This window comes from Nonomuraea sp. NPDC049269 (genome assembly GCF_043197155.1).
In the GTDB taxonomy this organism is placed as follows: domain Bacteria; phylum Actinomycetota; class Actinomycetes; order Streptosporangiales; family Streptosporangiaceae; genus Nonomuraea.
In genome coordinates, this window is the sequence record NZ_JBICSO010000004.1 from 715105 (window position 1) to 736967 (window position 21863).

The 21863-nt window shown below is 70.6% G+C and carries 22 protein-coding genes; 10 read left to right on the top strand and 12 right to left on the bottom strand.

The window, feature by feature from the left end; translation table 11 throughout:
• Window positions 1–47 precede the first annotated feature (47 nt).
• The gene (locus ACGFNP_RS26160) at window positions 48–533 is read left to right on the top strand and encodes a hypothetical protein (RefSeq protein ID WP_358330722.1); all 486 of its coding nucleotides are present in this window, start codon (window positions 48–50) and stop codon (window positions 531–533) included.
• Window positions 534–597: 64 nt separating this feature from the next.
• Here ACGFNP_RS26160 and ACGFNP_RS26165 read toward each other — a convergent pair whose 3' ends face one another.
• Entirely contained in the window at window positions 598–4095 is a 3498-nt protein-coding gene (locus ACGFNP_RS26165) for a protein kinase (RefSeq protein ID WP_393323129.1), read from the bottom strand.
• Window positions 4096–4456: 361 nt separating this feature from the next.
• On the opposite strand from ACGFNP_RS26165, the gene ACGFNP_RS26170 reads away from it, so the two are divergent.
• A complete protein-coding gene (locus ACGFNP_RS26170) occupies window positions 4457–4627 on the top strand; it encodes a hypothetical protein (RefSeq protein ID WP_358330727.1) in 171 nt (56 codons plus the stop codon).
• Window positions 4628–4638: 11 nt separating this feature from the next.
• Here ACGFNP_RS26170 and ACGFNP_RS26175 read toward each other — a convergent pair whose 3' ends face one another.
• A complete protein-coding gene (locus ACGFNP_RS26175; RefSeq protein ID WP_358330730.1) occupies window positions 4639–5259 on the bottom strand; it encodes a pyridoxamine 5'-phosphate oxidase family protein in 621 nt (206 codons plus the stop codon).
• A gap of 33 nt (window positions 5260–5292) precedes the next feature.
• The gene (locus ACGFNP_RS26180) at window positions 5293–5811 is read right to left on the bottom strand and encodes a winged helix-turn-helix transcriptional regulator (protein ID WP_393323133.1); all 519 of its coding nucleotides are present in this window, start codon (window positions 5809–5811) and stop codon (window positions 5293–5295) included.
• A 46-nt stretch (window positions 5812–5857) separates the two neighbouring features.
• Between ACGFNP_RS26180 and ACGFNP_RS26185 the strand changes: the two genes are divergently transcribed.
• Window positions 5858–7210 (top strand): MFS transporter, encoded by a 1353-nt coding sequence (locus ACGFNP_RS26185; protein ID WP_358330736.1) that lies wholly within the window; start codon window positions 5858–5860, stop codon window positions 7208–7210.
• Between the two features lie 60 nt (window positions 7211–7270).
• Here ACGFNP_RS26185 and ACGFNP_RS26190 read toward each other — a convergent pair whose 3' ends face one another.
• Window positions 7271–7822 carry a CGNR zinc finger domain-containing protein gene (locus ACGFNP_RS26190; RefSeq protein ID WP_393323137.1) on the bottom strand — a complete coding sequence of 184 codons (552 nt, stop codon included), beginning with the start codon at window positions 7820–7822 and terminating at the stop codon, window positions 7271–7273.
• Window positions 7823–7873: 51 nt separating this feature from the next.
• Between ACGFNP_RS26190 and ACGFNP_RS26195 the strand changes: the two genes are divergently transcribed.
• A complete protein-coding gene (locus ACGFNP_RS26195; protein WP_358330742.1) occupies window positions 7874–8725 on the top strand; it encodes an alpha/beta hydrolase in 852 nt (283 codons plus the stop codon).
• A gap of 103 nt (window positions 8726–8828) precedes the next feature.
• Here ACGFNP_RS26195 and ACGFNP_RS26200 read toward each other — a convergent pair whose 3' ends face one another.
• Both ACGFNP_RS26200 and ACGFNP_RS26205 read right to left on the bottom strand, forming a co-directional pair.
• The gene (locus tag ACGFNP_RS26200) at window positions 8829–9923 is read right to left on the bottom strand and encodes a PrsW family intramembrane metalloprotease (protein ID WP_358330745.1); all 1095 of its coding nucleotides are present in this window, start codon (window positions 9921–9923) and stop codon (window positions 8829–8831) included.
• 80 nt (window positions 9924–10003) lie between these two features.
• Entirely contained in the window at window positions 10004–11200 is a 1197-nt protein-coding gene (locus ACGFNP_RS26205; protein WP_393323141.1) for an amidohydrolase, read from the bottom strand.
• Between the two features lie 106 nt (window positions 11201–11306).
• On the opposite strand from ACGFNP_RS26205, the gene ACGFNP_RS26210 reads away from it, so the two are divergent.
• Window positions 11307–11801, top strand: coding sequence for a TIGR03618 family F420-dependent PPOX class oxidoreductase (locus ACGFNP_RS26210; RefSeq protein ID WP_358330751.1), 495 nt, complete (start codon window positions 11307–11309; stop codon window positions 11799–11801).
• Here ACGFNP_RS26210 and ACGFNP_RS26215 read toward each other — a convergent pair.
• On the bottom strand, window positions 11743–13155 hold the full coding sequence (locus tag ACGFNP_RS26215) for an MFS transporter (protein WP_393323145.1): 1413 nt from the start codon (window positions 13153–13155) through the stop codon (window positions 11743–11745). The genes ACGFNP_RS26210 and ACGFNP_RS26215 overlap by 59 nt on opposite strands.
• A 60-nt stretch (window positions 13156–13215) precedes the next feature.
• Between ACGFNP_RS26215 and ACGFNP_RS26220 the strand changes: the two genes are divergently transcribed.
• Window positions 13216–14064, top strand: coding sequence for a maleylpyruvate isomerase family mycothiol-dependent enzyme (locus ACGFNP_RS26220; protein ID WP_393323148.1), 849 nt, complete (start codon window positions 13216–13218; stop codon window positions 14062–14064).
• A 4-nt stretch (window positions 14065–14068) separates the two neighbouring features.
• On the opposite strand, the gene ACGFNP_RS26225 is transcribed toward ACGFNP_RS26220, so the two are convergent.
• Complete coding sequence (locus ACGFNP_RS26225) at window positions 14069–14566, bottom strand: MarR family transcriptional regulator (RefSeq protein WP_358330759.1); 498 nt, start codon at window positions 14564–14566, stop codon at window positions 14069–14071.
• A gap of 74 nt (window positions 14567–14640) precedes the next feature.
• Here ACGFNP_RS26225 and ACGFNP_RS26230 point away from each other — a divergent pair, with 74 nt between their 5' ends.
• Window positions 14641–15528: an EamA family transporter gene (locus ACGFNP_RS26230; RefSeq protein ID WP_393323151.1), complete on the top strand. Its 888-nt coding sequence runs from the start codon at window positions 14641–14643 to the stop codon at window positions 15526–15528.
• 25 nt (window positions 15529–15553) lie between these two features.
• Window positions 15554–16195 carry an NAD(P)-dependent oxidoreductase gene (locus ACGFNP_RS26235; protein ID WP_393323154.1) on the top strand — a complete coding sequence of 214 codons (642 nt, stop codon included), beginning with the start codon at window positions 15554–15556 and terminating at the stop codon, window positions 16193–16195.
• Between the two features lie 2 nt (window positions 16196–16197).
• Here the strand turns inward: ACGFNP_RS26235 and ACGFNP_RS26240 are convergent, their stop codons facing one another.
• The 4 genes from ACGFNP_RS26240 to ACGFNP_RS26255 form a co-directional block, all read right to left on the bottom strand.
• The gene (locus ACGFNP_RS26240; protein ID WP_358330768.1) at window positions 16198–16752 is read right to left on the bottom strand and encodes a dihydrofolate reductase family protein; all 555 of its coding nucleotides are present in this window, start codon (window positions 16750–16752) and stop codon (window positions 16198–16200) included.
• Window positions 16753–16776: 24 nt separating this feature from the next.
• Window positions 16777–17556: a helix-turn-helix transcriptional regulator gene (locus ACGFNP_RS26245; RefSeq protein ID WP_358330770.1), complete on the bottom strand. Its 780-nt coding sequence runs from the start codon at window positions 17554–17556 to the stop codon at window positions 16777–16779.
• A gap of 65 nt (window positions 17557–17621) precedes the next feature.
• Window positions 17622–17864 (bottom strand): LuxR C-terminal-related transcriptional regulator, encoded by a 243-nt coding sequence (locus ACGFNP_RS26250; RefSeq protein WP_358330773.1) that lies wholly within the window; start codon window positions 17862–17864, stop codon window positions 17622–17624.
• Window positions 17865–17976: 112 nt separating this feature from the next.
• Window positions 17977–19839, bottom strand: a complete 1863-nt coding sequence (locus ACGFNP_RS26255; RefSeq protein WP_393323159.1) for a BTAD domain-containing putative transcriptional regulator — start codon at window positions 19837–19839, stop codon at window positions 17977–17979.
• Window positions 19840–20071: 232 nt separating this feature from the next.
• Between ACGFNP_RS26255 and ACGFNP_RS26260 the strand changes: the two genes are divergently transcribed.
• On the top strand, window positions 20072–21013 hold the full coding sequence (locus ACGFNP_RS26260) for an ABC transporter ATP-binding protein (RefSeq protein WP_358330779.1): 942 nt from the start codon (window positions 20072–20074) through the stop codon (window positions 21011–21013).
• A gap of 18 nt (window positions 21014–21031) precedes the next feature.
• Window positions 21032–21844, top strand: coding sequence for an ABC transporter permease (locus tag ACGFNP_RS26265; RefSeq protein ID WP_393323163.1), 813 nt, complete (start codon window positions 21032–21034; stop codon window positions 21842–21844).
• Window positions 21845–21863: the final 19 nt, after the last annotated feature.

Sequence of the window (21863 nt, forward strand, 5' to 3'; positions counted from 1 at the left end):
AGTAAAGATCTTTAACGTCCTTAATATCCCCAATCGAAGGAATTCTTGTGCTCACGCGAACGGCCATCGCGGCCGGCTTGGCCGCCGCCGGGATCGCCGCCACCCCCGCCGCCGCCACTGCCACCCCCACCATCGCGACTTCCGCCGCCTCGTCCGTGACGGCCGCGCCCTACACGCCGGAGCGGGTCTGCGGGCCCGGCTTCCGCAGGGTCAGGGACGGTCACCGGGCGATGCGGACGCGCGAGGGCGCGGTGTTCGGGCACGTGTACCTGATGTACAGCAAGCGCTCCGGCAAGAACTGCGTGGCCGCGATCAAGACGGCCTACCTCGGCACCAAGACCATCACGGGTGCCAGCATCGTGGTGCGGGGTGGCGGCCGGTCGGAGGACTCACAGAAGTACCGCTTCTATGCCGAGACCGGGCACGTCGACGGCAGCTGGAAGTGCGTGAAGTTCTGGGGCTGGACCCGCGACCCCAGCGGCCGCGTCGAGGCCGGCGGCGGCCGCAACTCCTGGGGCAACTGCGCCGGCTGACCCGACCAGGCCGCCCGTGCGGACGGGCCGGGAGTACGGACGCCTGTACGTGCGGGCCGGGTGTCTACTGCGGGCAGACGTCGAGATATGGGACGTCCTTGAAAGCGGCGTCCCACTCCGCGGCGGAAAGCGTGCGTCCGGCACGCCGGCACACGGCGGCGGCCACCCGCCCGGGGTCGACGGGGGTCTCGAAGACGGTCCCCTCGATCGCCGCGTACAGCGTGCCGCCGTCGGCGCTGAACCCGAGGTCGCCCACGTTGATGTCGTGCAGGTTGAACGCACCGCCGAGCCGCTGCCTGGCCGCCACGTCCCAGAGCTGGAGCATGCCGTTCGTGGTGTACGTGGCCAGCAACCCGCCGTCAGGGGAGAAGTCGAGCCCGCCGACCTCCCCTGCGGCACGCGGAAGGGCGGGCTGCCGCGCCGTGGACCCGCGAGCGTCCCACAGGGCGATGCGGCCGGTCGTGTCCTCGCTCCTCGCCATCAGCCCCCGGCTGCTGATCACCGCTCCGGCGTTGGTCGCATACGACCAGTCGTACCCGGGACCGACCGGCTTGCCGGTGGCGATGTCGATGAACCGGCCGCCCCTGGCGACCAGTTCCTTCCCGTCCGGTGTGAACGGCCCTCCGTCGCCGAGGGTCGGAAGCAGGTACCGGGTGCGGCCGGTCGCGGTGTCGAAGACGAGCAGCCAGAACGGGCCGGTCTGGCCCGAGGGCGAGAGGGTCACCGCGATGGTCCGGCCGTCGGGACTGAATTCGGCGGCGTATACCGGATTCGTGTCCTTCCGTGGCGCGGGGATGCTCCAGAGCCGCTTGCGCGTCACCAGATCCCAGAGCTGGATCTTGCCGAAGTCTCCCCCCATGAGCAGCCGCGTGCCCGCGCGGTCGAAGGCTCGCACGGTATCGGCGTTGGGATCGGCGGCGAACCGGGCGACCACTCGATGCAGGCGCAGGTCCCAGAGTTCGGTTTGCTTGGCCTCGGAGCCACCGAGCACCGCCCACTGCCCCTCGGGGCTGAACTCGGCATCCCCCTTGACCCGGGTGGAGGCGAGCCGCGGGGCCAGGTCGACGCTGACGACCTGGTCGTCCATCAGGTAGCGCAGGGTCCTGCCGTCGGGGTCGAGCGCGGCATCGGTCAGATCGGCCTCCGCCCGGTAGGTGAGGATCTCCTGGCGGGTGGAGACCTTCCATACACGGATGTCACGGCCCTCGAAGGCCATCAACAGGTCGGCGCCGGGCCCGAAGCGCAGTCGTGTATAGCCCCTGGTACAGATGTCGCAGTCCCAGCCGTCCTCCCGCCGGTCGAACTCGCGCCCCGTCGCCGCGTGTACCAGCACGATGTCGCTGTCGGCGCAGGCCAGCGTCTTCCCGTCAGGGGTGAACGCCGCCGTGGACGGGTGCTTGTGGCACGCCGGGTAACGCCGCTCCGTAGTCCAACCGGGCAGGGCCCGCTCGTCGAACCGCTCGCCGGTCAGCAGCAGGTGCCTGCCCGTGGGGTCGACGAGCGGGGTCTGGGCCAGGTCCATGGTGCCGTACAGGCCTTTGCCGAACATCTTTCCGGTTTTGACGTCCAGCAGGCGGTAGATGTCGTCCGCGAACTTGAGCGTCAGGACGGAGTCGTTCGCGCCGAACACCGGGTACAGGCCGCCGTTGCCGGCCTCGGGCAGCGGCTTCCGTAGCAACTGCCGGCCCGAGGCGAGGTCCCAGACGCCGACCTCGTCACCTGTCGTCTGGGCCAGCAGACTGCCCGACCTGTTCAGCACCGGGTCCTGGAGGATCTCGCCCTTCAGTCCGAGCGGGCTCCAGCCGCCGGTACGCCTGCCGGTGCGCACGTCGAAGACGTTCACACCGGCCTCGCTCACGCTCACCAGCGTGCGCCCGTCGCCGCTCAAGGCGCGGTTGGCGATGCCGATCACCGGTGGGTCGCGGAAGGCGGCCGTCTCCTGCTGCTGCAGCGACGACATCAGGCTCGACCTGGCCGCGGTCCCCGGTGACACCCGCCAGGCCGCCACGCTCAGCAGCATCGCCTTGACCGGGTCGGTGATGCGCATCCGGTCGGCCGCGCCCGCCACCCGCTCGGCGAGGAGGACGTCCCGCTGCCCCGCCGCCTGCTGGCGCTGGTAGGCGGCCAGGCCGCCCGCCGCGAGCGCCACCGCCAGCAGCGCGGCCAGCGCGACCGTGGTCATCGTCCGGCGTCTGGCCCGCCGCCGGGTCAGCGCGGAGCCCGCGCGCAGGAAGTCGCGCTCGCGCGGGGTGAGCGTCACGTGCCGGCGCCCGGTGGCGGCCCAGCTCAGCGCGCGTTCCAGGCGACTGCCCTGCAGCAGGTCGCCGTCGTGCCTGCCGTTGTCGGCCCAGTGGCCGGCCGCGCTGGTGATCTGGGCCAGTACGGTCAGGCCGTCGCGGTCCGCGTCGAGCCACGTCCGCAGCCTCGGCCAGGCCCGCAGCAGGCCGGGACGCGACAGCGTGACCGCGGTCTCGGTGCTGGTCACCACGTAGGAGAACGCGCGCAGGACGCGCCGGATCGCCTCCACCTCGGGTTCGGGACGGCCGCCGAACAGTTCGTCGTGCGGGACCCACCTGGTGGTCTCGTGGCCGTCGTCGCCGATGGCGACCATCCGCAGGAACAGTTCGGCGGCCAGGTCGCGTTCCTCCGGCGCGAGCGCGCCGTAGGCGTCCTCGGCGATCGTGCCCAGCGCGGGATCGCCCTGGGCGGCGGCCCGCACGCCCAAGGCGGCCCGGCTGCCCGCGGCGAGCAGCCCGCCGGTGTCCGTACCGTTGCCGCTGACCAGGGCGAGCAGCAGGTCACGGGCCGCCGGGCGGGCGGCGGGGTCCTTCTCCATCGCGGCCGACACCAGCGACGCCAGCCGGGACGGCAGGCCGTCCAGGTCGGGGCGGGCCGACAGCACCCGGTGCATCACGCCGCCCAGGTTGTCGGCGGCGAACGGGTCCTGGCCGGTGGCCGCGAACACCATGACCGCGCCCCACGCGAACACGTCGGCGGCCGGCCCGGCCCGCTGCCCCGTGAACACCTCGGGCGCCATGTAGCTGGGCGTCCCCGCCACCTCGCCGGTCTTGGTGAGCGACATGTCGAGCGTACGGGCGATGCCGAAGTCGATCACCCGTGGGCCGTCGGGGCCGAGCAGTACGTTGTCGGGCTTGAGGTCGCGGTGGATGACACCCGCGTCGTGGATCGCGGTCAGCGCGGTCGCGACGGCCGTGGCCAGCCGGTGCAGGTCGTCCCCGGCGAACCGGCGGCCGCCTTCGACGGCCTGGCGCAGGCTCTGCCCCGGTACGTACTCCGAGACGATGTACGGCTTGGCGGCTTCGAGATCGGTGGCGAGCACCCGGGCGGTGCAGAACGACGCCACCCGGCCCGCGGCGGTCGCCTCCTTGGCGAACCGGTCGCGTCCGCCCCCTTCACGCGAGGGGTGCAGCACCTTGACCGCCACCCGGTTGCCTTCGGTGTCGTACGCCTCGTAGACGACGCCCTGCCCGCCGGCGCCGAGGCGGCCGGCCAGCCAGTAGTCGCCGATGTGCTGCGGGTCCCCCGCGCTCAGCCCTTCCACAGAGGATGAGATGACAGCTGATCGTCCGAAGTTTTCACCTATCGGCGGCTGGCCACTCACCCGGTAGAAATGCGTGGAACGACCGGACGTCCTCCGGTTAGGTTGTGGCGCATGGCGGCTGCAACTCGCCGCCAAGCCACTGTCAAGCGGTGGCGCGCACAGTACAGGTACAAGAGAGGGGGCAGATCATGAGACGCGTGCGGATCGTCAAGCCGGCGAAGCGGCGACAGGATCGCAACACGGGCCTGGACCTGCGTACCCCATCGGGCCGTCGGCTACCTTACTGAAACGATACTTACATCGAACTTACCGGGGTACCTGTAGATAACATAGGTAACAAGAACGTCACGGGGGGCTCACGATGAAGAGACTAGTGGTGGTGCCGCCACACGTCGCCCGGCACAAGATCCGCGATATCCGGTCGGGAGACCGCCGCAAGCCCGTCGCGCACGACCCCAAGGTCGTCGATCTCCGAGCCTACAGCGGCCGCAACGTGATCCGGTTCCCCGGAGGCCCTACCCCCGCCGCCTGACCGCCCGCAGGTCAGCCGTAGAGCTTCTTGGCGTACGTCTCACCATAGTAGTTCTCGAGTTGCTCGATGGTCTCTTCGACCTTCTGCACGTCCTTGACCAGGGTCGCGTGTGACGGCAGCGAATCCTCGGGCCAGCGGTCGGGCTTCCAGAGCGCGGAACGCAGGAAGGCCTTGGCGCAGTGGAAGAAGATCTGTTCGATCTCCACGACGAGCGCCAGCTGCGGGCGGTGGCCCTTGACGATCATGTCGTCGAAGAACGGCGCCTCGCGGATCAGCCGGGCGCGGCCGTTGAGCCTGAGGGTCTCGTTGCGGCCGGGGATCAAGTAGATCAACCCCACATGCGGATTTTTCAGGATATTGAGGAAACCGTCGGCCCGGCGATTGCCCGGCCGGTCGGGGATGGCGATCGTGGCGTCGTCGATGACGTACGTGAAGCCGGCCGGGTCACCCTTGGGCGAGACGTCGCAGTTGCCGTCGGCGTCGGAGGTGGCGATCAAGCAGAACGGCGAGTTCGCCAGCCATTCCCGGTCGCGCTCGTGCAGCCGCGGCCGGTCCTTGGTGGCCGCTCGCGGCATCACTTCACCCAGTAGTTCGCGTAGTTCCGTCTCCGAGTCGATCTCCGCCCAGCTCATGCTGTCTCCTCTCGGGGGTTACGCGCAATTCTGTCAGGGAATCGGATTGAGCATCCGGTGAGGGGTCCGCAATGCCTCGCTGACCGGATCGTCCCTGGTGCCTGCCAACCCCGGACCGGGCCGCACCTCCGCCTCCCCGATCGGGACCTGGACGCCGCAGGTGGCACAGCGGGCGGCGCCGTCGATGCGGGTGCCGCAGGTCAGGTGGTGGAAGACACGGCGCGGTCCGGTGCTGGTCAGATGCCGCTCACCCCACTCGGCCAGGGCCAGGACCGGTAGCCAGAGCTCATGGCCCATCGGGGTCAGGATGTACTCGTCGCGCGGCGGCGCGTCCCGGTAGCGCCGCTTGTCGAGGACCCCCGCCTCGACCAGCGCGGCCAGCCGCTGCGAGAGGACCGCCCGGGGGATGTCGAGGTGGGCGAGGAAGTCGCCGTAGCGCCGTACGCCGTACATCGCGTCGCGTACGACGAGGAGTGTCCAGCGCTCGCCGATCACCTCCAGGGCCTTGGCGAGCGAACAGTCCTGAGCGTCGTAGTTCTTGCCTAGCGCCATGCCACCCCCTTCAGTTCATTCATTGAACCATGGTAGCTTGCGCGGCATGAGTTCAATCACTGAACCGACTCGGCTCCTCGTGCCCGGTCGCCGAACGCTCGCCGTGGCGTCGATGGCGCCCTTGCTCGCGCTGACGAACTACACGGTGCCGATGGTCACGCTGCCCCAGACCGCTCGGGAACTGGGCGCGGGCCCGACCGGGCCGGTGTGGATTCTGGGCTCGATCGCGCTCGGCCTGTCGGCGCTGCTGCTGGTCTCCGGCGGGCTGGCCGACGACTACGGCCGCAAGCGGGTGCTGGTGGCGGGCACGGCCGTGCTCGCGATCGCCAGCGTGGTGGCCGCGTTGAGCCCGGTTGTCGTGGTGTTCGTGGCGGCCCGGCTGGTGCAGGGCGGCGCGAGCGCGGCGATGCTGGCGGCGAGCCTCGGCATCGTGGGCCATGCCTTCCCCTCCGGGGTCGAGCGGGTGCGGGCCACCGGTCGTTACGGCGCGATGATCGGGCTGGGCACCGCCGTGGGGCCGCTGCTGTCCGGGGTGCTGGCGGAGGTGACCGGGTGGCGGGCGGCGTACTGGCTGATGGCGGTGTGCGCGCTGGCTCTGGCCGTGGTGTCGGCGCGCACGCTGGAGGAGTCGCGCTCGGCCGTGCCCCGGCGGTTCGACGTGCCCGGCGTGGTGCTGCTCAGTCTGGGCGTCGCCGCGCTGCTCGCGGGCGTGACCGAGGGCCGTCTCGGCTGGTCGCGGCCGGTGGTGCTGGTGGCGTTCGCGGCGGCGGTGGTGCTGGTGGCGGCGTTCGTGCTGGTCGAGCGGGGGCGGGCGGAGCCGCTGATCGACCTGGAGCTGTTCCGGCGGCCGGTGTTCCTGGTGGCGACGGGTGGGGCACTGGTGGTCGGGGCGGCGGTGGTCGGGCTGATGAGTTACCTGCCGACCGTGCTGCAGACGGCGCACGGTCTGACGCCGCTCGCGACGGCGCTGCTGTTCATGCTGTGGTCCGGGCTGTCGTTCCTTTCCGCGCTGCTGTCCCGGCGGCTGCGGCTGGCCACGGCGGCGCGACTGGCGCTCGGGCTGGCGCTGACCGCGCTGGGCTTCGGCGGACTGCTGGGGCTGGGCGGGACGTTCGTGCCCGTTCTCGTGGTCGGCGGGCTGGCGGTGAGCGGGGCCGGGGCGGGGCTGATCAACTCCTCGATCACGCACCTCGCGATCGAGAGCGTGCCGTCGCATCGGGTCAGCATGGGGTCGGGGGCGAACAACACCGCCCGCTACGTGGGCAGCTCGCTGGGGGCGGCCGGGGTGGCGGGGGTCATCGGGGGGTTCGGGGCGCAGCAGGGGGTGGTGATCGCGGTGGCGGCATGCATCGCACTGACGGGAGCCACGGCCGTGGCCGCCCTCGTCACCAGCCGCTGAGCAGCGGCGCCGTCAGTCGGCGCTGAGCGGCGGTCGCCACCTCTCGCCGAGCCGGGCCCGTCAGCCGTCCTTGAGGCGGGTGCGGTGGAGGCGGACCTTCTCGCGGTTGCCGCATCTGCGCATGGAGCACCACTGGCGCTTGCCCGCGTTGGACCGATCGGTGAAGCGCAGGCCGCAGGTGGGGCTGGCGCACACCCGGAGGTGGTGGCGGTCGTCGCCGCCGAGCAGCGTCACGGCGTCGTAGGCGATGTCGGCCAGCGCCTCGCCCGCCGGATCGAGTGGCGCCACCCGTACGAGGGAGAGGTCGGGAGCGAGCCGCACCACCGGCGCCCGGCGCCGCGCGGCCCAGGCGTTGACCACCTCCAGATCAACCGGATCCACGCCGGCGGCGCCCGCGAGGACGGCGTCCACGCACCGGCTGATCGCGTCCCGCAGGTCGCGAGCCTGGCGCAGGAGTCCCTCGTCCGCCCGCGCGCCCGCGTAGCCCGCCGCGTCGAGCCAGGCCGCCAGATCGGCGGGCTCGCGCAGCATCTCCCGGCCGCCGGTCTTCCTGTCGCGGTACGTGTTGATCAGATCGAGACTCGACCGGCCCCCGTCCCACACCCAGTCCATTCCCTAACTATATGATGCGGTTACCCCTGTAACCTCATCATGGAGTTACCAATGGCTGAATCAAGGATGGCCGAGCTCGACGGGCTCCGGATGCACTACCTGATCGAAGGCGACGGGCCGCTGCTCGTCCTGCTGCACGGCTGGCCCCAGACCAGCCACTGCTGGCGGCGGATCATGCCCGAACTGGCCGAGCGCTACACGGTGGTCGCACCCGACCTGCGCGGATATGGCCGGACGGACAAGCCGACCACCGGCTTCGACAAGCGGACCATGGCCGCCGACATCCGCGCCCTGGTCCGCTCGCTCGGCCACTCGACATTGACGCTGGCCGGCCACGACCGCGGCGCGCGGGTCGCGCACCGCTACGCGCTGGACCACCCCGGCGAGGTCGAGCGGCTGATCGTCATGGACATCATCCCCACCAGGGAGATGTGGCGCCGCTTCGACATGCGGTCGGGGATGGCGCTGGGCACCTGGCACTGGACCTTCCACCTGCAGCCCGACCTGCCGGAGCTGCTCGCGGGGGCGAACGTGGCGGCCTATCTGGGCTATTTCTTCGAGAAATGGACGGTACGGCGGGCGGAGCTGGAGGTGGACGAGTACGTACGGGCCTTCTCCCAGCCCGGAGCGCTGCGGGCCGGGTTCGACGACTACCGGGCCTCCTTCCCGCACGACGCCGCCCACGACGACGCCGACTGGGACGCGGGCAGGCGTCTGGAGATGCCGGTGCTGGCCCTGTGGGGGTCGGCGGGGCTGCCGAGCCGGGTGCCGGTGCTCGACATCTGGCGTGAGTACGCCCGTGACGTGCGGGGCGCGGAGATCCCGGACTGCGGCCATTTCCTGGCCGAGGAACGCCCCGACATCGTGCTGTCACACCTGCGCGACTTCCTCACGTCCGGCTGACCCCGGCGCACCCGCGGGTGACGGGCTGGGCGGCGCGGATGACCTCCGGCCCGGCTGGTCAGGCGGCGGGCAGCTCGCGGGCGGCCCAGGCGATCGTGGCGACCTACCAGCGCCGGGCCTGGGCCATGACGTCGAGCAGGGCGTCGCGTTCGGCGGCGAAGGCCGGGTCCGCGCCTTCCCGTTCGGCCCGCAGGTGCAGCATGGTCAGCTCGGTCGCAGCCTGCTGGTAGTCGCCCATCGCCCGCCCGAGCCCCACGCCCTTGGCCCATTTGCGCGCGGCCCGGCGGCCGGACAGCGTGCTCAGCATGGTGACGTCCGGCGGGGTGACGTGCCCGGTTGCCTGGTAGGCGGGCAGGTAGCCGCCCATCTTGGCCAGCAGTTGCCTGCGCTCGCGTACGGTCACCAGAACGAGCCCGACGAGCGCCCCCATGATGACCAGATAGGCCAGCCCCAGCCAGCCGATCGACCGGAGCGAGGCGGCGCCGTTCCAGAGCCCGTGCAGGAGGACCGCGCCGAAGTAGCCGAGCGGGATGGCCGCGAACCGCGCGGGGCCGCGGCGGGTGAGCGCGTACGCGACGCCGAGCCCGGTCATCGCGGTGTACACGGGGTGGCCGAGCGGGTCGATCAGCCCTCTGATCACGAACAGTTGCATGGCGCCGCCCACGCCGTCCTCGGTGAACGCGCTCAGGTAGTAGCCGACGTTCTCCACGACCGCGAAGCCCAGTCCGGCCATCGAGCCGTACACGATGCCGTCGGTGAGCCCGTCGATCTCCCGCTTTCTGATCAGGAGCAGCAGCAGGGCCGAGCCCTTGAGCGCCTCCTCGATCACCGGGGCCAGGTAGACCGTGCCCACCTCCTGAACGGTCTGTGTGCCGTAGCCGGCCCTGGCGAACATGGCCTGGCCGGCGATGGTCAGCGCGACGCCCAGCACGATCGCCACGCCGGCGCCCCACGCGAACGCGAAGCTCAAGTGCAGCCGGGGCTCGGGCTCCAGCCGGTCGAGCGAGAGGACCGCCGCGAGCAGCAGGGGCAGGGGCGCCACCGCCAGCAGCATGGACAGGCCGAAACCGAGCGGGCCGCCCGACAGCAGCATGCCGGCCAGCACGAGCACCGCGAGGACGCTCGAGATCACCAGGCCGATCAGGAGCGCCTTGCTGGGCCGCCGCGGCAGCGAGGGAGGCCGGGGCCGTACGGTCATCGCCATACCTCTTTTCGGACAGAGTCCCACTATGGAGCGGACCCGTCGACAGACGCTTGACGATTACTTGACGGCCATGATCAACGCGCTTCCCGGTAGTAGGGGTCGGCCACCCCGCCCTCGTACGAGTACACCTCGCGGCCGTCGACGAAGACCCGCAGCGCCCGGCTCATGATGTCCAGCGGGTCGCCGGACCAGATCACCACGTCGCCGTCGAGTCCCGGACGCAGCGCGCCCACGCGGTCGTCGAGGCCCATGATGTGGGCCGGGTTGACGGTGATGGACCGCAGCGCCACGTCCCGGTCCAGCCCCTCCTTGACCGCCAGCGTCGCCTGGTGGACCAGGAAGTGGATCGGCACCACGGGGTGGTCGGTGGTGATCGCCAGCTCGACCCCGGCCCGCGCGAGGATGCCCGGATTGCGCAGCGAGCGGTGCCGGAGCTCGACCTTGGAGCGGCTGGTGAACAGCGGCCCGATGATGACCGGGACACCGCGCTCGGCCAGCACGTCGGCGATCAGGTGCCCCTCCGTGCCATGGTTGATCACCAACCGGTAGCCGAACTCGTCCGCCAGCCGCAGCGCGGTCGCGATGTCGTCGGCCCGGTGCGTGTGCTGGCACCAGGGCAGCTCGCCGTCGAGCACGCGGACGAGGATCTCCTGCGTGGCGTCGCGATCGAACGGCTTGCCCTCGTCGTAGGCGACCGACCGCCTGGCCTTGTAGTCCTGCGCCTTCATGAACGCGTCGCGGATCACCGCCGCCACGCCCTGGCGGGTGGACGGCAGCTTCTTCTGGTCGCCGTAGACGCGCTTGGGGTTCTCGCCGAGGGCGCTCTTCACGCTCACCGGCTCGCGGATCAGCATCTCGTCGACGGTCCGGCCCCAGCACTTGACCGCCACCGTCTGCCCGCCGATGGGGTTGGCGGATCCCGGCTTGATCACCGCGGTGGTGACGCCGCCGGACAGCGCGTCGGCGAAGCCCAGGTCGGCGGGGTTGATGGCGTCGAGGGCGCGCAGGCGGGCCCCGTTGGGGTCGGTCGTCTCGTTGGTGTCCTGGCCGGCCCAGCCCTCGGCCTCCTCGTACACGCCCAGATGGCCGTGGGCCTCGACGAAGCCCGGCAGCACCCAGCCGCCGGCCGCGTCGACGACGGGGGTTCCGGGAGGTATCTCGACATCGCGGCCGACCGCGGCGATCTTCCCATCCTGGATCAGCACGGTGCCGCCCTCGATGGGATCGCCGTCGACCGGGACGACATATCCGCTGGTGATCGCAAGATTCATGTCAGCAACCTACATTGGATGATATTTCGGCATAGGGCGGACACGGCGCTTCGCTCCTCTCCCTTGCCTTCGGTAAGGTTCCGACAACAGGGCAAAGGAGGATGAATTGGCCGAGGACCAGGCCGCCTACGGTCCCGGCGCGGGGCTCGGCCCCAGCGGCCTGCCGGACGAGGACCTGTCACACCTGCTCAGCCGCCAACGCTTCGGCGCGCTGGCCACGCGGGGCGGCAACGGCCACCCGCACGTGTCCACCGTCGTGTACGCCTGGGACCCCGCCCAGCGGGTGGTCCGCGTCGCGACGGTCGACGGCCGGCCGAAGGTGCGCCAGTTGCACAAGGATCCACGCGCCGCACTGTACGTGGCCAGCGACGACTTCTGGTCGTACGCCGTGGCCGAGGGCCTGGCCGAGTTGTCACCGGTGAGCGTCGAACCCGGCGACGAGGTCGGCCGGGAGCTGCTGGCCATGCAGTCGGGGGGCTACGCCGACCCGGGCGCCGAGGCCGCGTTCCTGGGCCAGGTGGTCGCTGACAAACGGCTGGTGATCAGGCTCCGGGTGTCCCGGTTGTACGGGACGTCGCTGCCCGCTCCGTCCGCCGGATAGCGCGCCGCCTGTTGTAGTCGACCACCGCGACCACGGCGACGATGAGCGCCAGGTCGATGGCGGCCGACGAGCGTATCGCGCCGACGTGATCGCCGCCCGCCACGGCCGCGAAGTAGACCGCGCCGATCACGGCGACCCCGCCCGAGCCCCCGAACTGCTGGGCCGTACTGAGGAATCCCGAGCCGATGCCCGCCTGGTGCGGCGCGACCTCCACCAGCGCCGCCCCGATGAGCTGCGGGATCACCAGGCCGTTGCCGAGTCCCACGAGCACCAGCGAGGCGATGATCCACGGCAGCCCGGCCGCCGCCGTGCACAGCAGCAGCGTCAGGCCGGACGCGGTCACGGCTCCGCCGATCATCACGACCTTCAGGCCGTACCTCCTGACCAGGCGGGTGCCCAGCAGCGAGCTGATCGTGAACAGCACGCCCATCGGCGCGAACGCCAGCCCGGCCTGGAACGCGGTGAGCCGCAGCCCGCCCTGGAGCAGCAGCGTGAGCGTGAACATGAACGACGCGAAGTACGCCATGAACGCGGTGATCGCGCCGACGCCCGCCAGATAGGAGTGCACCTTCAGCAGGGCCAGGTCCAGCACCGGTTGCCCGCCGCGCCCGCCGAGCACGTACTGCCAGCGACCCGTGAGAACGAGGACGGGCACACTCGCGCCCATGCAGATCCACGTCCACACGGGCCAGCCCGCGCTGTTGCCGAGGCCCAGCGGCACCAGGATCAGCGCCAGACCGACCGCCAGCCCGGCGGCGCCGAGCAGGTCCAGCCTCGACCGCCTGGCCGGCTCGACCCTGGGCAGCAGCCAGGCGGCCAGCGGGACCACGACCAGGCCGACGGGCAGGTTGATCAGGAAGATCACCCGCCAGCCGAGCCCGAACAGGTCGGCCGACAGCAGCAGCCCGCCCAGCACCTGCCCGGCGATCGAACCGAGCCCGCCGGTCGCGCCGTACCAGCCCACAGCGCGGCGCCGCTCGTCCGGCGGGAAGACCGCGGAGATCATGGCGAGTACCTGCGGCACCATCGCCGCGCCGGCCAGTCCCTGCAGCAGCCGGGCGGCCACGAGCTGGACCGGGTTCAGCGCGATCCCGCAGAGTAAGGACGCGATCGTGAACGCGATCACGCCCCCGATGAACATCCGCCGGTAGCCGTACCGGTCGCCGAGCCGCCCGCCGGTGATCATGCCCGCCGCGTAGGTGAAGGCGTAGCCGCCCACGATGAGCTCCAGCGCCGCGGGGCTCGCGTGCAGCTCGCGTTCGAACGACGGAGCCGCCACGTTGACCACGAAGAAGTCGAACTGGGCCATGAACCACGCCGACAGAAGCACCGCCAGCGTCCCGCCGAATCTCATTCTGACCAGGCTAGGCCCTCAGAACCGGCGGCGGCCGAGCGGGGCTGGCAGAGTGAGGGCATGGATCATCTCTCCCACTTCAGCCGCGAGATCCGCGCGTTCGAGGCGGCGGTCCGTACCGCGGGATCAGGTCTGGTGCCGTCCTGCCCGGGCTGGGGCGTGCCCGATCTCGTCATGCATCTGGGCGGTGTGCACCGCTACCTCGCGTGGGTCATCGGCGAGCGTCTCACCGAGCAGCCGGACGCGTCGGACCTGTCCTTCCTCGGCCTGCCGGCCGAGCCGGCCGGCTGGCCGGATCCGGCGCACGCACCGGCGACCGGGCCGCTGCCGGACGGCCTGGTCGACTGGTTCGCGGAGGGGGCCGCCGAGCTGGAATCCCTGTTCGCCGCCACCGATCCGGACGTGCCGGTGTGGACGTGGTCGGGCGAGCAGAGCGTCAGGTTCTGGGTGCGCATGCAGAGCATCGAGGCGGCCGTCCACCGCTGGGACGCCGAGGGCGTGGCGGGGACCGCCGGGCCGATGGACGCCGAGCTGGCGGCCGACGCGGTGGGGCAGACGTTCGAGGTGATGGCCCCAGCTCGGCGGGCCTGGACCACGGCGCCGCCCGGAGCGGGCGAGTCGTACGGTTTCCGGCAGACCGACGGGCCGGGACGGTGGACGGTCCGCTTCGACGGACCGGCCGTGAAGGTGACCCAGGAGGCCAAGGAGGACGGCCGCGACGTCGAGATGACCGACGCGGACACCGGCGGCCGCGACGCCGAGGTGGCCGGCGGCTGCGACGCCGAGGTGGCCGGGAGCGCGTCGGATCTCATGCTGTTCCTCTGGCAGCGCGTCCCGGCCGAGCGGCTGGACGTGCGCGGCGACCGGGCCGTGCTCGACCGTTACTTCACTCTCGTCCCACCTGTCTGACCTGTTAGGCAGGGTCCACGGTGTCGCCCAGCGACTCCAGGAGCTCCCGTAGTTCGTGAGCCAGGGCGGCCTGCCGGTTCTCGGAGAGCGCGGCGAGCAGCCGGCGCTCGGTCTCGACGTGGTCGGGCAGCACCCGGTCGATCAGCTCCCGCCCTTCGTCGGTGAGGGCGACGTGCACCACGCGCCCGTCCTTCTCACTCGGTGTACGGGACACCAGGCCACGGGCCTGGAGGCGGTCGAGGCGCTGGGTGATGGCCCCCGAGGTGACCATGGCCGACTTCATGAGCTCGGCCGGGGTCAACGATCGTCCATTGCGCCGCAGCGTGGCGAGCACGTCGAACGACGCCGAGTCGAGCCCGTGGGCGCTGAACGTACGGCCCAGCTCCACGCCGATCAGCCGCGACAGGCGGGACAGCCGCCCGATCACCGCCATCGGCGACACCTCGACGTCAGGGCGCTGCGCGGCCCACTGCTCCAGCACGCGGTCAACATGATCTGCCACCCATTCATCTTAGCGGTGAGACAAATACCTTAGCGATGAGATACATTGTCTTAGTGCTAAGAAATCGACTTGCCATGATCCTGGTGACCGCGCTGGCCCCGGCCATCTGGGGGACCACCTACCTCGTCACCACCGAACTGCTGCCACCCGGCCGCCCGCTGCTGGCGGCGGTCGTCCGCGCCCTCCCCGCCGGGCTGCTGCTCGTCGTGCTCACCCGGCGACTGCCGAAGGGGGTGTGGTGGTGGCGCGCCCTCGTGCTCGGCGCGCTCAACATCGGGGTGTTCTTCGCGTTGCTCTTCATCGGCGCCTACCGGCTGCCCGGCGGGGTCGCCGCGACCATCGGCGCGGTGCAACCCCTGCTGGTCGCCGGTCTGTCCGCCGGCCTGCTCGGCGAGCGTTTCTCCGCGCGTACGGCGATCGCCGCCGTGGCGGGTGTGGCCGGGGTCAGCCTGCTGGTCCTGCGGGCCGACGCCCGGCTGGACGCCATCGGCGTCGCCGCGGCCGCCGGGGGCGCGGTCGTCATGGCCACCGGCGTGGTGCTCAGCAAGCGGTGGACCTCACCCGCGCCCCTGCTCGCGACCACCGGCTGGCAGCTCGTGGCCGGCGGCCTGCTGCTGCTCCCGGTGGCGCTCCTCGTCGAGGGGCCGCCGCCCGCGACGCTGACCTCGGCGAACCTGACCGGGTACGCCTACCTCGCCATCATCGGCTCGGCCATCGCCTATGCCCTGTGGTTCCGCGGCATCCGCGCCCTGTCCCCCACGCACGTCACCTTCCTCGGCCTGCTCAGCCCGCTGGTCGCCACCGCGCTGGGCTGGCTCGCCCTCGGCCAGTCGCTCAGCGTGGCTCAGATCGTGGGCGGCCTCGTCGTCGTGGCGGCCCTCATCACGGCCCAGACCCAGCGCCGCCCGGCCAAGCAGACGCGCCCGCTCACCGACCGCCTGATCCCCGCCGACCAGCACTGATCCCTCTGTCTCTCAAGGAGAACCCATGCGCATCACCGTGTTCGGAGCGGCGGGCAGCGTCGGCGCTCGTGTGGTCGCCGAGGCGTTGTCCCGCGGCCACGAGGTCACCGCCGTCGTACGCGACCCGGCCCGCTTTCCCGCCCTGCACCCCGGCGCCCATCCCCAGGTCGGCGACGCCGCTCAGGTCGAGGACGTGACCAGGCTCAGCACCGGTCAGGACCTCGTGATCAGCGCGACCCGCCCGGCCACCGGCCACGAGCACGACCTGGTCACGACCGCCAAGGCGCTGCTGGCCGGGCTCGCGGGGACCGGCGTCCGGCTGCTGCTCGTCGGCGGGGCGGCCGGCCTGACCGTACCCGGCTCCGGTGGCCGTACCGTGCTCGACGATCCGCGCTTCATGTCCGACGCCTACCGCGACATCGCGCTGGCCTGTAACGGCCAGCTCGAAGCCTGCCGCGCGGAGACCGGCGTGGACTGGGCGTACCTCAGCCCGGCCGCGCTGCTGGCGCCGGGCGAGCGTACCGGCGCCTACCGGCTGGGCAGCGACGAGCTGCTCGTGGACGCCGGCGGCAACTCGGCGATCTCCCTGGAGGACCTCGCGGTGGTGCTGCTGGACGAGGCGGAACGGCCCAGGCACCACCAGGTCAGGTTCACCGCCGCGTACTGACGTCAGCCGCCCTCGCGGACACGGTCGTAGAACAGGGCCAGGGCGCCGCTCCCCGTGGTCGCGACCTCGCCGGCGAGGCGCCAGCTCGACCCCGGCAGCCCGTCCTCGAACAGGCGCGCACCCCCGCCGACCAGCTCGGGGGCCAGGATGATGCTCAGCCGGTCCAGCTCGTCGGCCCGTAGCAGGTCCTTGATGACGCTGCCGCTGGCGAGCACGACGATGTCGCCGCCCTCCTGCCGACGCAGGTCCTTGACGACCTCGGCAGGGGCGGCGTCGACGATGCGACTGTTCGCCCATGGCGCCTCCTTGAGCGTCGAGGAGAACACCACCTTCTCCACGGCGTTGAGCCACTCGGAGAAGGACCGGTCCCGGGGGTCGGCCGCGTCGTCCTTGGCGACCGCCGGCCAGCAGCCGCCGAATCCCTCGTAGTTCTTGCGTCCGAGGAGGACTGTGGTGGCCGTCGCGGTGATGCGGGCGACGTGCTCCCTGGCGCCTTCGCTGATCGCGTGCGGCACGATCCACCCCATGTCGTACTCGCCCGCCGTGCCCGACAACATCGGCCAGGTGGCCGATCTGCGGCATCAGCGGCGAAGATCCCCGATCAGCCGCGTGGTCTCCTCGTCGGCGGGAAAGTACGCCTCGACGGCGACCCCTTCGAGCGTGATGTCGAACGCCGCGCCGAACGTCGTGATCGTACTGAAGAAGCAGAGCTCGTCCCCCCGGTACGTGATCCGCACGGGCAGCGCGATGTCGGCGGGGTCGGGCAGTGGCGCATCCCCGTCGTCTCCATAGGCCAGCAGTTCCTCGTAGAGCGAGCTCAGCTCCGGATCCCCCGTAGCGGCGACCTGCCTGGCGAGGCGCGGCAGCAAGAACGCGCGGACCTGCGCCAGGTTCCGCACACGCGGCGCGAACCCGTCCGGATGCAGCCCCAGCCGCATCATGTTCACCGGCGGCTCCAGGAGGGCCGGGTCCACGTCGTCGAGGAAGACGTTCATGGCGTCGTTGGCCAGCAACAGGTTCCAATGGCGGTCCAGGGCCAGCGCCGGATACGGCTCGTGCCCGCGCAGGATCTGCTGGAGCGCCTGGTACGCCTTGCCCAGGTCGGGATCGTCAAGCGGCCGCTCGGGATAGATGGGCGCGTACCCGGCCTCGATCAGCAGCCGGTTGCGCGCGCGCAGCGGGACGTCGAGCTGCTCGGCCAGCCGCAGCACCATGGACCGGCTGGGAATCGTCCGCCCGGTCTCGACGAAGCTGACGTGCCGCGCGGACACGTCGGCCTGGAGGGCCAGGTCGAGCTGGGTGAGCCCGCGCCGCTGCCGCCAGTCCCGCAGCGACTCCCCGACCGGTTGATCCATGTGCATACGGCCGGTTCTACCTGGTCTGACGGAATAGTTCCATTACCTGGCATGTAAGCGACGAACGGAAGTCAACCGGAGGCGCCAGGCGGCCAGATGCCGACGTCCAGGAGCTTGTGGGCATAGGAGTACGCGACGAGCTGGCTCCGGTTGCTGCAGGCGAATCGGTCGAGGAGCTTGCTGATCCGCTCCGCCACCGTGTATCTGCTGAGGTTCATCTCCCGGGCGATTCTTGTGGTCGTATATCCCCTGGCCAGCAGGACGATCAGCCACGTGTCGCGATCATTTGTCAGATCGCCGACGACAAAATCCATAGCAAGTCCCGGTTCGGATCGCTTTGGCCGGAGACGCCCCTGGTGGAAGCGTCTCTGTGTGCAACCTAGAAGCGTCTGCTTAATCAGCGGTATGGCCGGACCATGCGACCGGTTATGGATCGGCTCTGGCGAGCTGGCCGTGGAAGATCTCCTCATAGAGATTCCTGAGTACGGGGCTGGGGTCGATGCCGAGTTCGGCCACGAGCTGCCGGCGTACGGTCTCGAACTGCGAGAGCGCCTCCGGCGCACGGCCGCAGCCGGCGAGAGCGGTCATCCTCGCCGCCACGAGCCGCTCACGCGCGGGGAAGAAGGGCACCAGGTCGTCGAGCCTGTTCAGCACCTCGATGTGGCTGCCCCGCTCGATCTCGAGTTCCGCCCAGTCCTCATTGACCGTGAGGTACAGATCGGTGAATCTGCCGACCGCCTCATCGACCAGGGCGACACCCGAGAACTCCGCGAGCGGCTGACCGCCCCACAGGCGCAGGGCGTCATCGAGCACGGTCACCGCGGCATCGGGGGCGCCTCTGCGCCGCATGTCCCGGCCGGCGCCGGCCAGCCGGCGGAACTCGAGGAGATCGAGTTCGTCCGGCCCGGCGTCGAGACGGTATCCCCAGCCTTGGTAGGAGATCCGATCTCCGACTCTCCTCCGCAGCACCGAGACATAGACCTGCAGGTTCTTGCGTGCCGTGGGGGGTGGCCGTTCTCCCCACAAGGAATCGATCAGTTGGTCCGTCGGGACCACCTGGTTCGGGCGGGAGAGCAGGATCGCGGCCAGCAGCCGCGCCTTCCTGGCGCTGACGTGCACGATCGTGCCGTCCACCCGCACTTCGAGCGCGCCGAGCACGCGGGCGTCCAAGCGCGGGGTCACGACTTTCGCCCGCTCGATCCGGTCGGTGCCCAGTGCCAGGAATCCGGCCAGATCGATCGTCGCCGACCCCGCCCTGGCCACCTGGCGGTGGAGTGTGCGCACCGTGGACAGCGTGGCGATGGAGACATCGTCGACACCGGCCTTCGTCTCGAACCATCGCCAGTCGCCGTCGCGATTGACCTCGAGGAAGACCGGTCCTTGCCTGGTCAGCAGGAAGTCGAAGGCGCCGTAGCGCAGGCCCCAGATCCCGGCGAGCCGGTGCACCGCCTCCACCACGGCCTCCGGCGCCACCGCCGGGGAGACCGTGACCGACGCCGTGTCGCGCCAGATCGCCTCTGGTGATGGTTTGCCGACACGGAAGGCCCGGATCTCGCCGTCCACGAAGTAGACGCGCAGCTCCGCCCAGTGGTCCACGTACTCCTGGACGATCATGGGCGCGTCCCGCGCGGGCAGGCTTCTGGCCACGACGCCGTCCACGATCTCCGGGAAGATCCCATGCAGGGTGCCCGGTTCGGGCTCGACGAAATGCCGGTCGAGGGCCTTGACGATGATCCGGTCGCTGGCCAGCGCCGCGCTCGCCGCCCCCACGTCGGTCGTGGCGATCGTTCGTGGGGTACGGATCCCTGCCTGTGCCGCGCCGTCGAGCTGAACCAGCCGCCCGAGATCGCTGCCGCCGGGCAGCCGGGCGGCCGACAGCGACGACAGCGACGACAGCGACGACAGCTGGTCGATGAAAGCACCCCACGAGTCGGCCCGGAACAGGGACAGCGCCGAGCCGTTCCCTCCCTGCACGGCTCGCGGTGAGAAGTGCCGTACCCAGGTGACGGTGGGGATGATGCGGCGCCCGTTCACCGTCAGCGAGCCGTCGTCGAGCCGGGTGATGATCCGCAGGCCGCTGATCGAGCCGGCGTCGACCCGCACGCTCGGCACGCCGAGCGTGCGCAGCCCGCGCTGGAGCACCGCGAACTCGGCGAGCCCCGCACGATCCACGAGGACCACGCACGGCAGGGCGGCCGCGGGGTCGCTCTCCTCCGGGAGCTGCCAGGTCACGCCGGGACTGCCGGTGGGCATGCGCAGCGTGTACGGATCAGGTGGCTTGGCGTTCACTCGACTACGAAATGCGCGACTGAACCGGTCCATGTGCCGATGATGATCACACTCGGCGTGATCGCACAACGCGCCCTCTGTCGTTCGGCATAACGTCCCGGCTAGCCCACGTTTGTGGGGTTGTGTCACCTGCTGATCGCCGGTCCATACTCAACCTGCAACACATCTCCAGCGCCAGCAGAAACCGCCGCCTGCACGTTCGGTGGAGCGAGTCGAGGTGAAGGGTGGTGCCGTGTCGAGCGATGTGGTGACGGCCGTGGGGCTGACCAAGCGCTATCGGCGCAGCGTGCGGCCGGCGGTGGACAATGTCTCGTTCGAGATCGCTCGGGGAGAGACCATCGGGCTCCTCGGGCCCAACGGTGCCGGGAAGACGACCCTGATCAAGATGATCTGCGGGGTCACCACTCCCACCTCCGGTCAGGTCCGTGTCTTCGACGCCGATCCGGTGCGTCAGCCGGTCGCCGCCAAGAGCGGCATCGGGGCGATGCACCAGTCAGGCCCGTTCGACATGATGCTGCCGGCGCTCGACAACCTGCGGATCGCGGCCCGGTTCCGCGGTCTGAAGTGGCGTGCCGTGCGGCCGTGGGCGCTCGAACTGGCGGACTTCCTCAGCTTGACGGAGGCCCTGCCGCGATTCTGCTTCCAGCTCTCGGGCGGTCAGCGGCAGCGGTTGCAGCTCGTACGGGCGCTGCTCACCATTCCGCGGCTGCTGGTCCTCGACGAGCCTTCCGCGGGACTGGATGTGGTGGGGCGGCGCCACATCGAGCGCTTCGTGACCTGGCTGCGTGAGGAGCACGGCGTGACCGTGCTGTGGACCAGCCACCACATCGACGAACTGGAACGCAACAGCCAGCGTGTCCTGGTCATCGACAAGGGGCGGGTGCTGCGCTTCGCCAAACCGCGCGAACTCGTCGAGGAGTTCGGCACCACCCACCTGCTGATAGCCCTCGATGATCCCGCGGCCGGTCTGGTGGTGACGGCTTGGGCGGAGGCGGCCGGGCTCATCGCCTCGGCCGAGGACGCCGGCGTACGGATCCACGGTGCGCGAGCACAGGAGGTGCTGCCGGAGCTGTCGCGGCACTGCCAGGACCACGCGGTCGCGATCTCCGGCGTCTCGACCGTCTCGGACTCGCTGGAGCAGGTGTTCCTCCGGATGACGGAGGCCGAGGACTGACTGGCAAAGGGGATAGATGTGGCCGCCAAGCTGGTATTCGACAACGCTCCTCCGACCGGGACCCCGAAGGCGGCCGACCTGACCGCGGTGCTCTACCGCGAGTACGCGCTGCTCGCCCGCAACCGGGTGTATCTCATCCTCGGACTGGCCCCGATGCTGATCTACCTGCTGCTCGTGAACACCTCGCTGGGCAACCTCCTCAAGGTCGTCGACTACAAGGGCGTCCAGGTGCCGTTCACGATCTTCCTGCTGCCCATGACGCTGGCGATGTCGGTCGTCAGCGCGGCGGGAACCTCCGGCATGGCGGTGTTCCAGGAGGAGATGAGCGGCGCGGCCACCCAGTTGTGGTCCTACCCGTTACGCAGGTCGCGGTTCCTGCTCGGCAAGGTGATCGCGGGCGTGTCGCTCGTGCTGGGGCAGGCCCTGCTGGCGCTGGGCGTGGCGGTGTTCGTCTTCGAGTTGCCCTTCGACCTGCAAGCCTGGGCCGGTCTGCTGTCGGTGCTCACGGTGGCCGCCCTGGCCTTCAACGGACTGTATCTGGCGACGGCGATCCTGATCACCGACTACCAGGTCTTCATGCTGCTGTCGAACGTGTCGATCCCCGTTCTCGTCTTCAGTGCCCCGTCGCTCTACCCGATCGACAGCATGCCCACCGTGCTGCAGTGGGTGTCGGTGATCAACCCGCTGACGTACGCGATCGACGGTATGCGGAACGCCGCGTTCTTCGGTTTCGCCGACGCGTGGCAGGACCTCCTGGTGCTGGCCGTCCTGGCGGCCGTCAGCTACACCGTGGGCGGCCGCGCCTTGATCAACCGCGCTCGCAACATCTGATCTCGTCAAGGACAAGGGA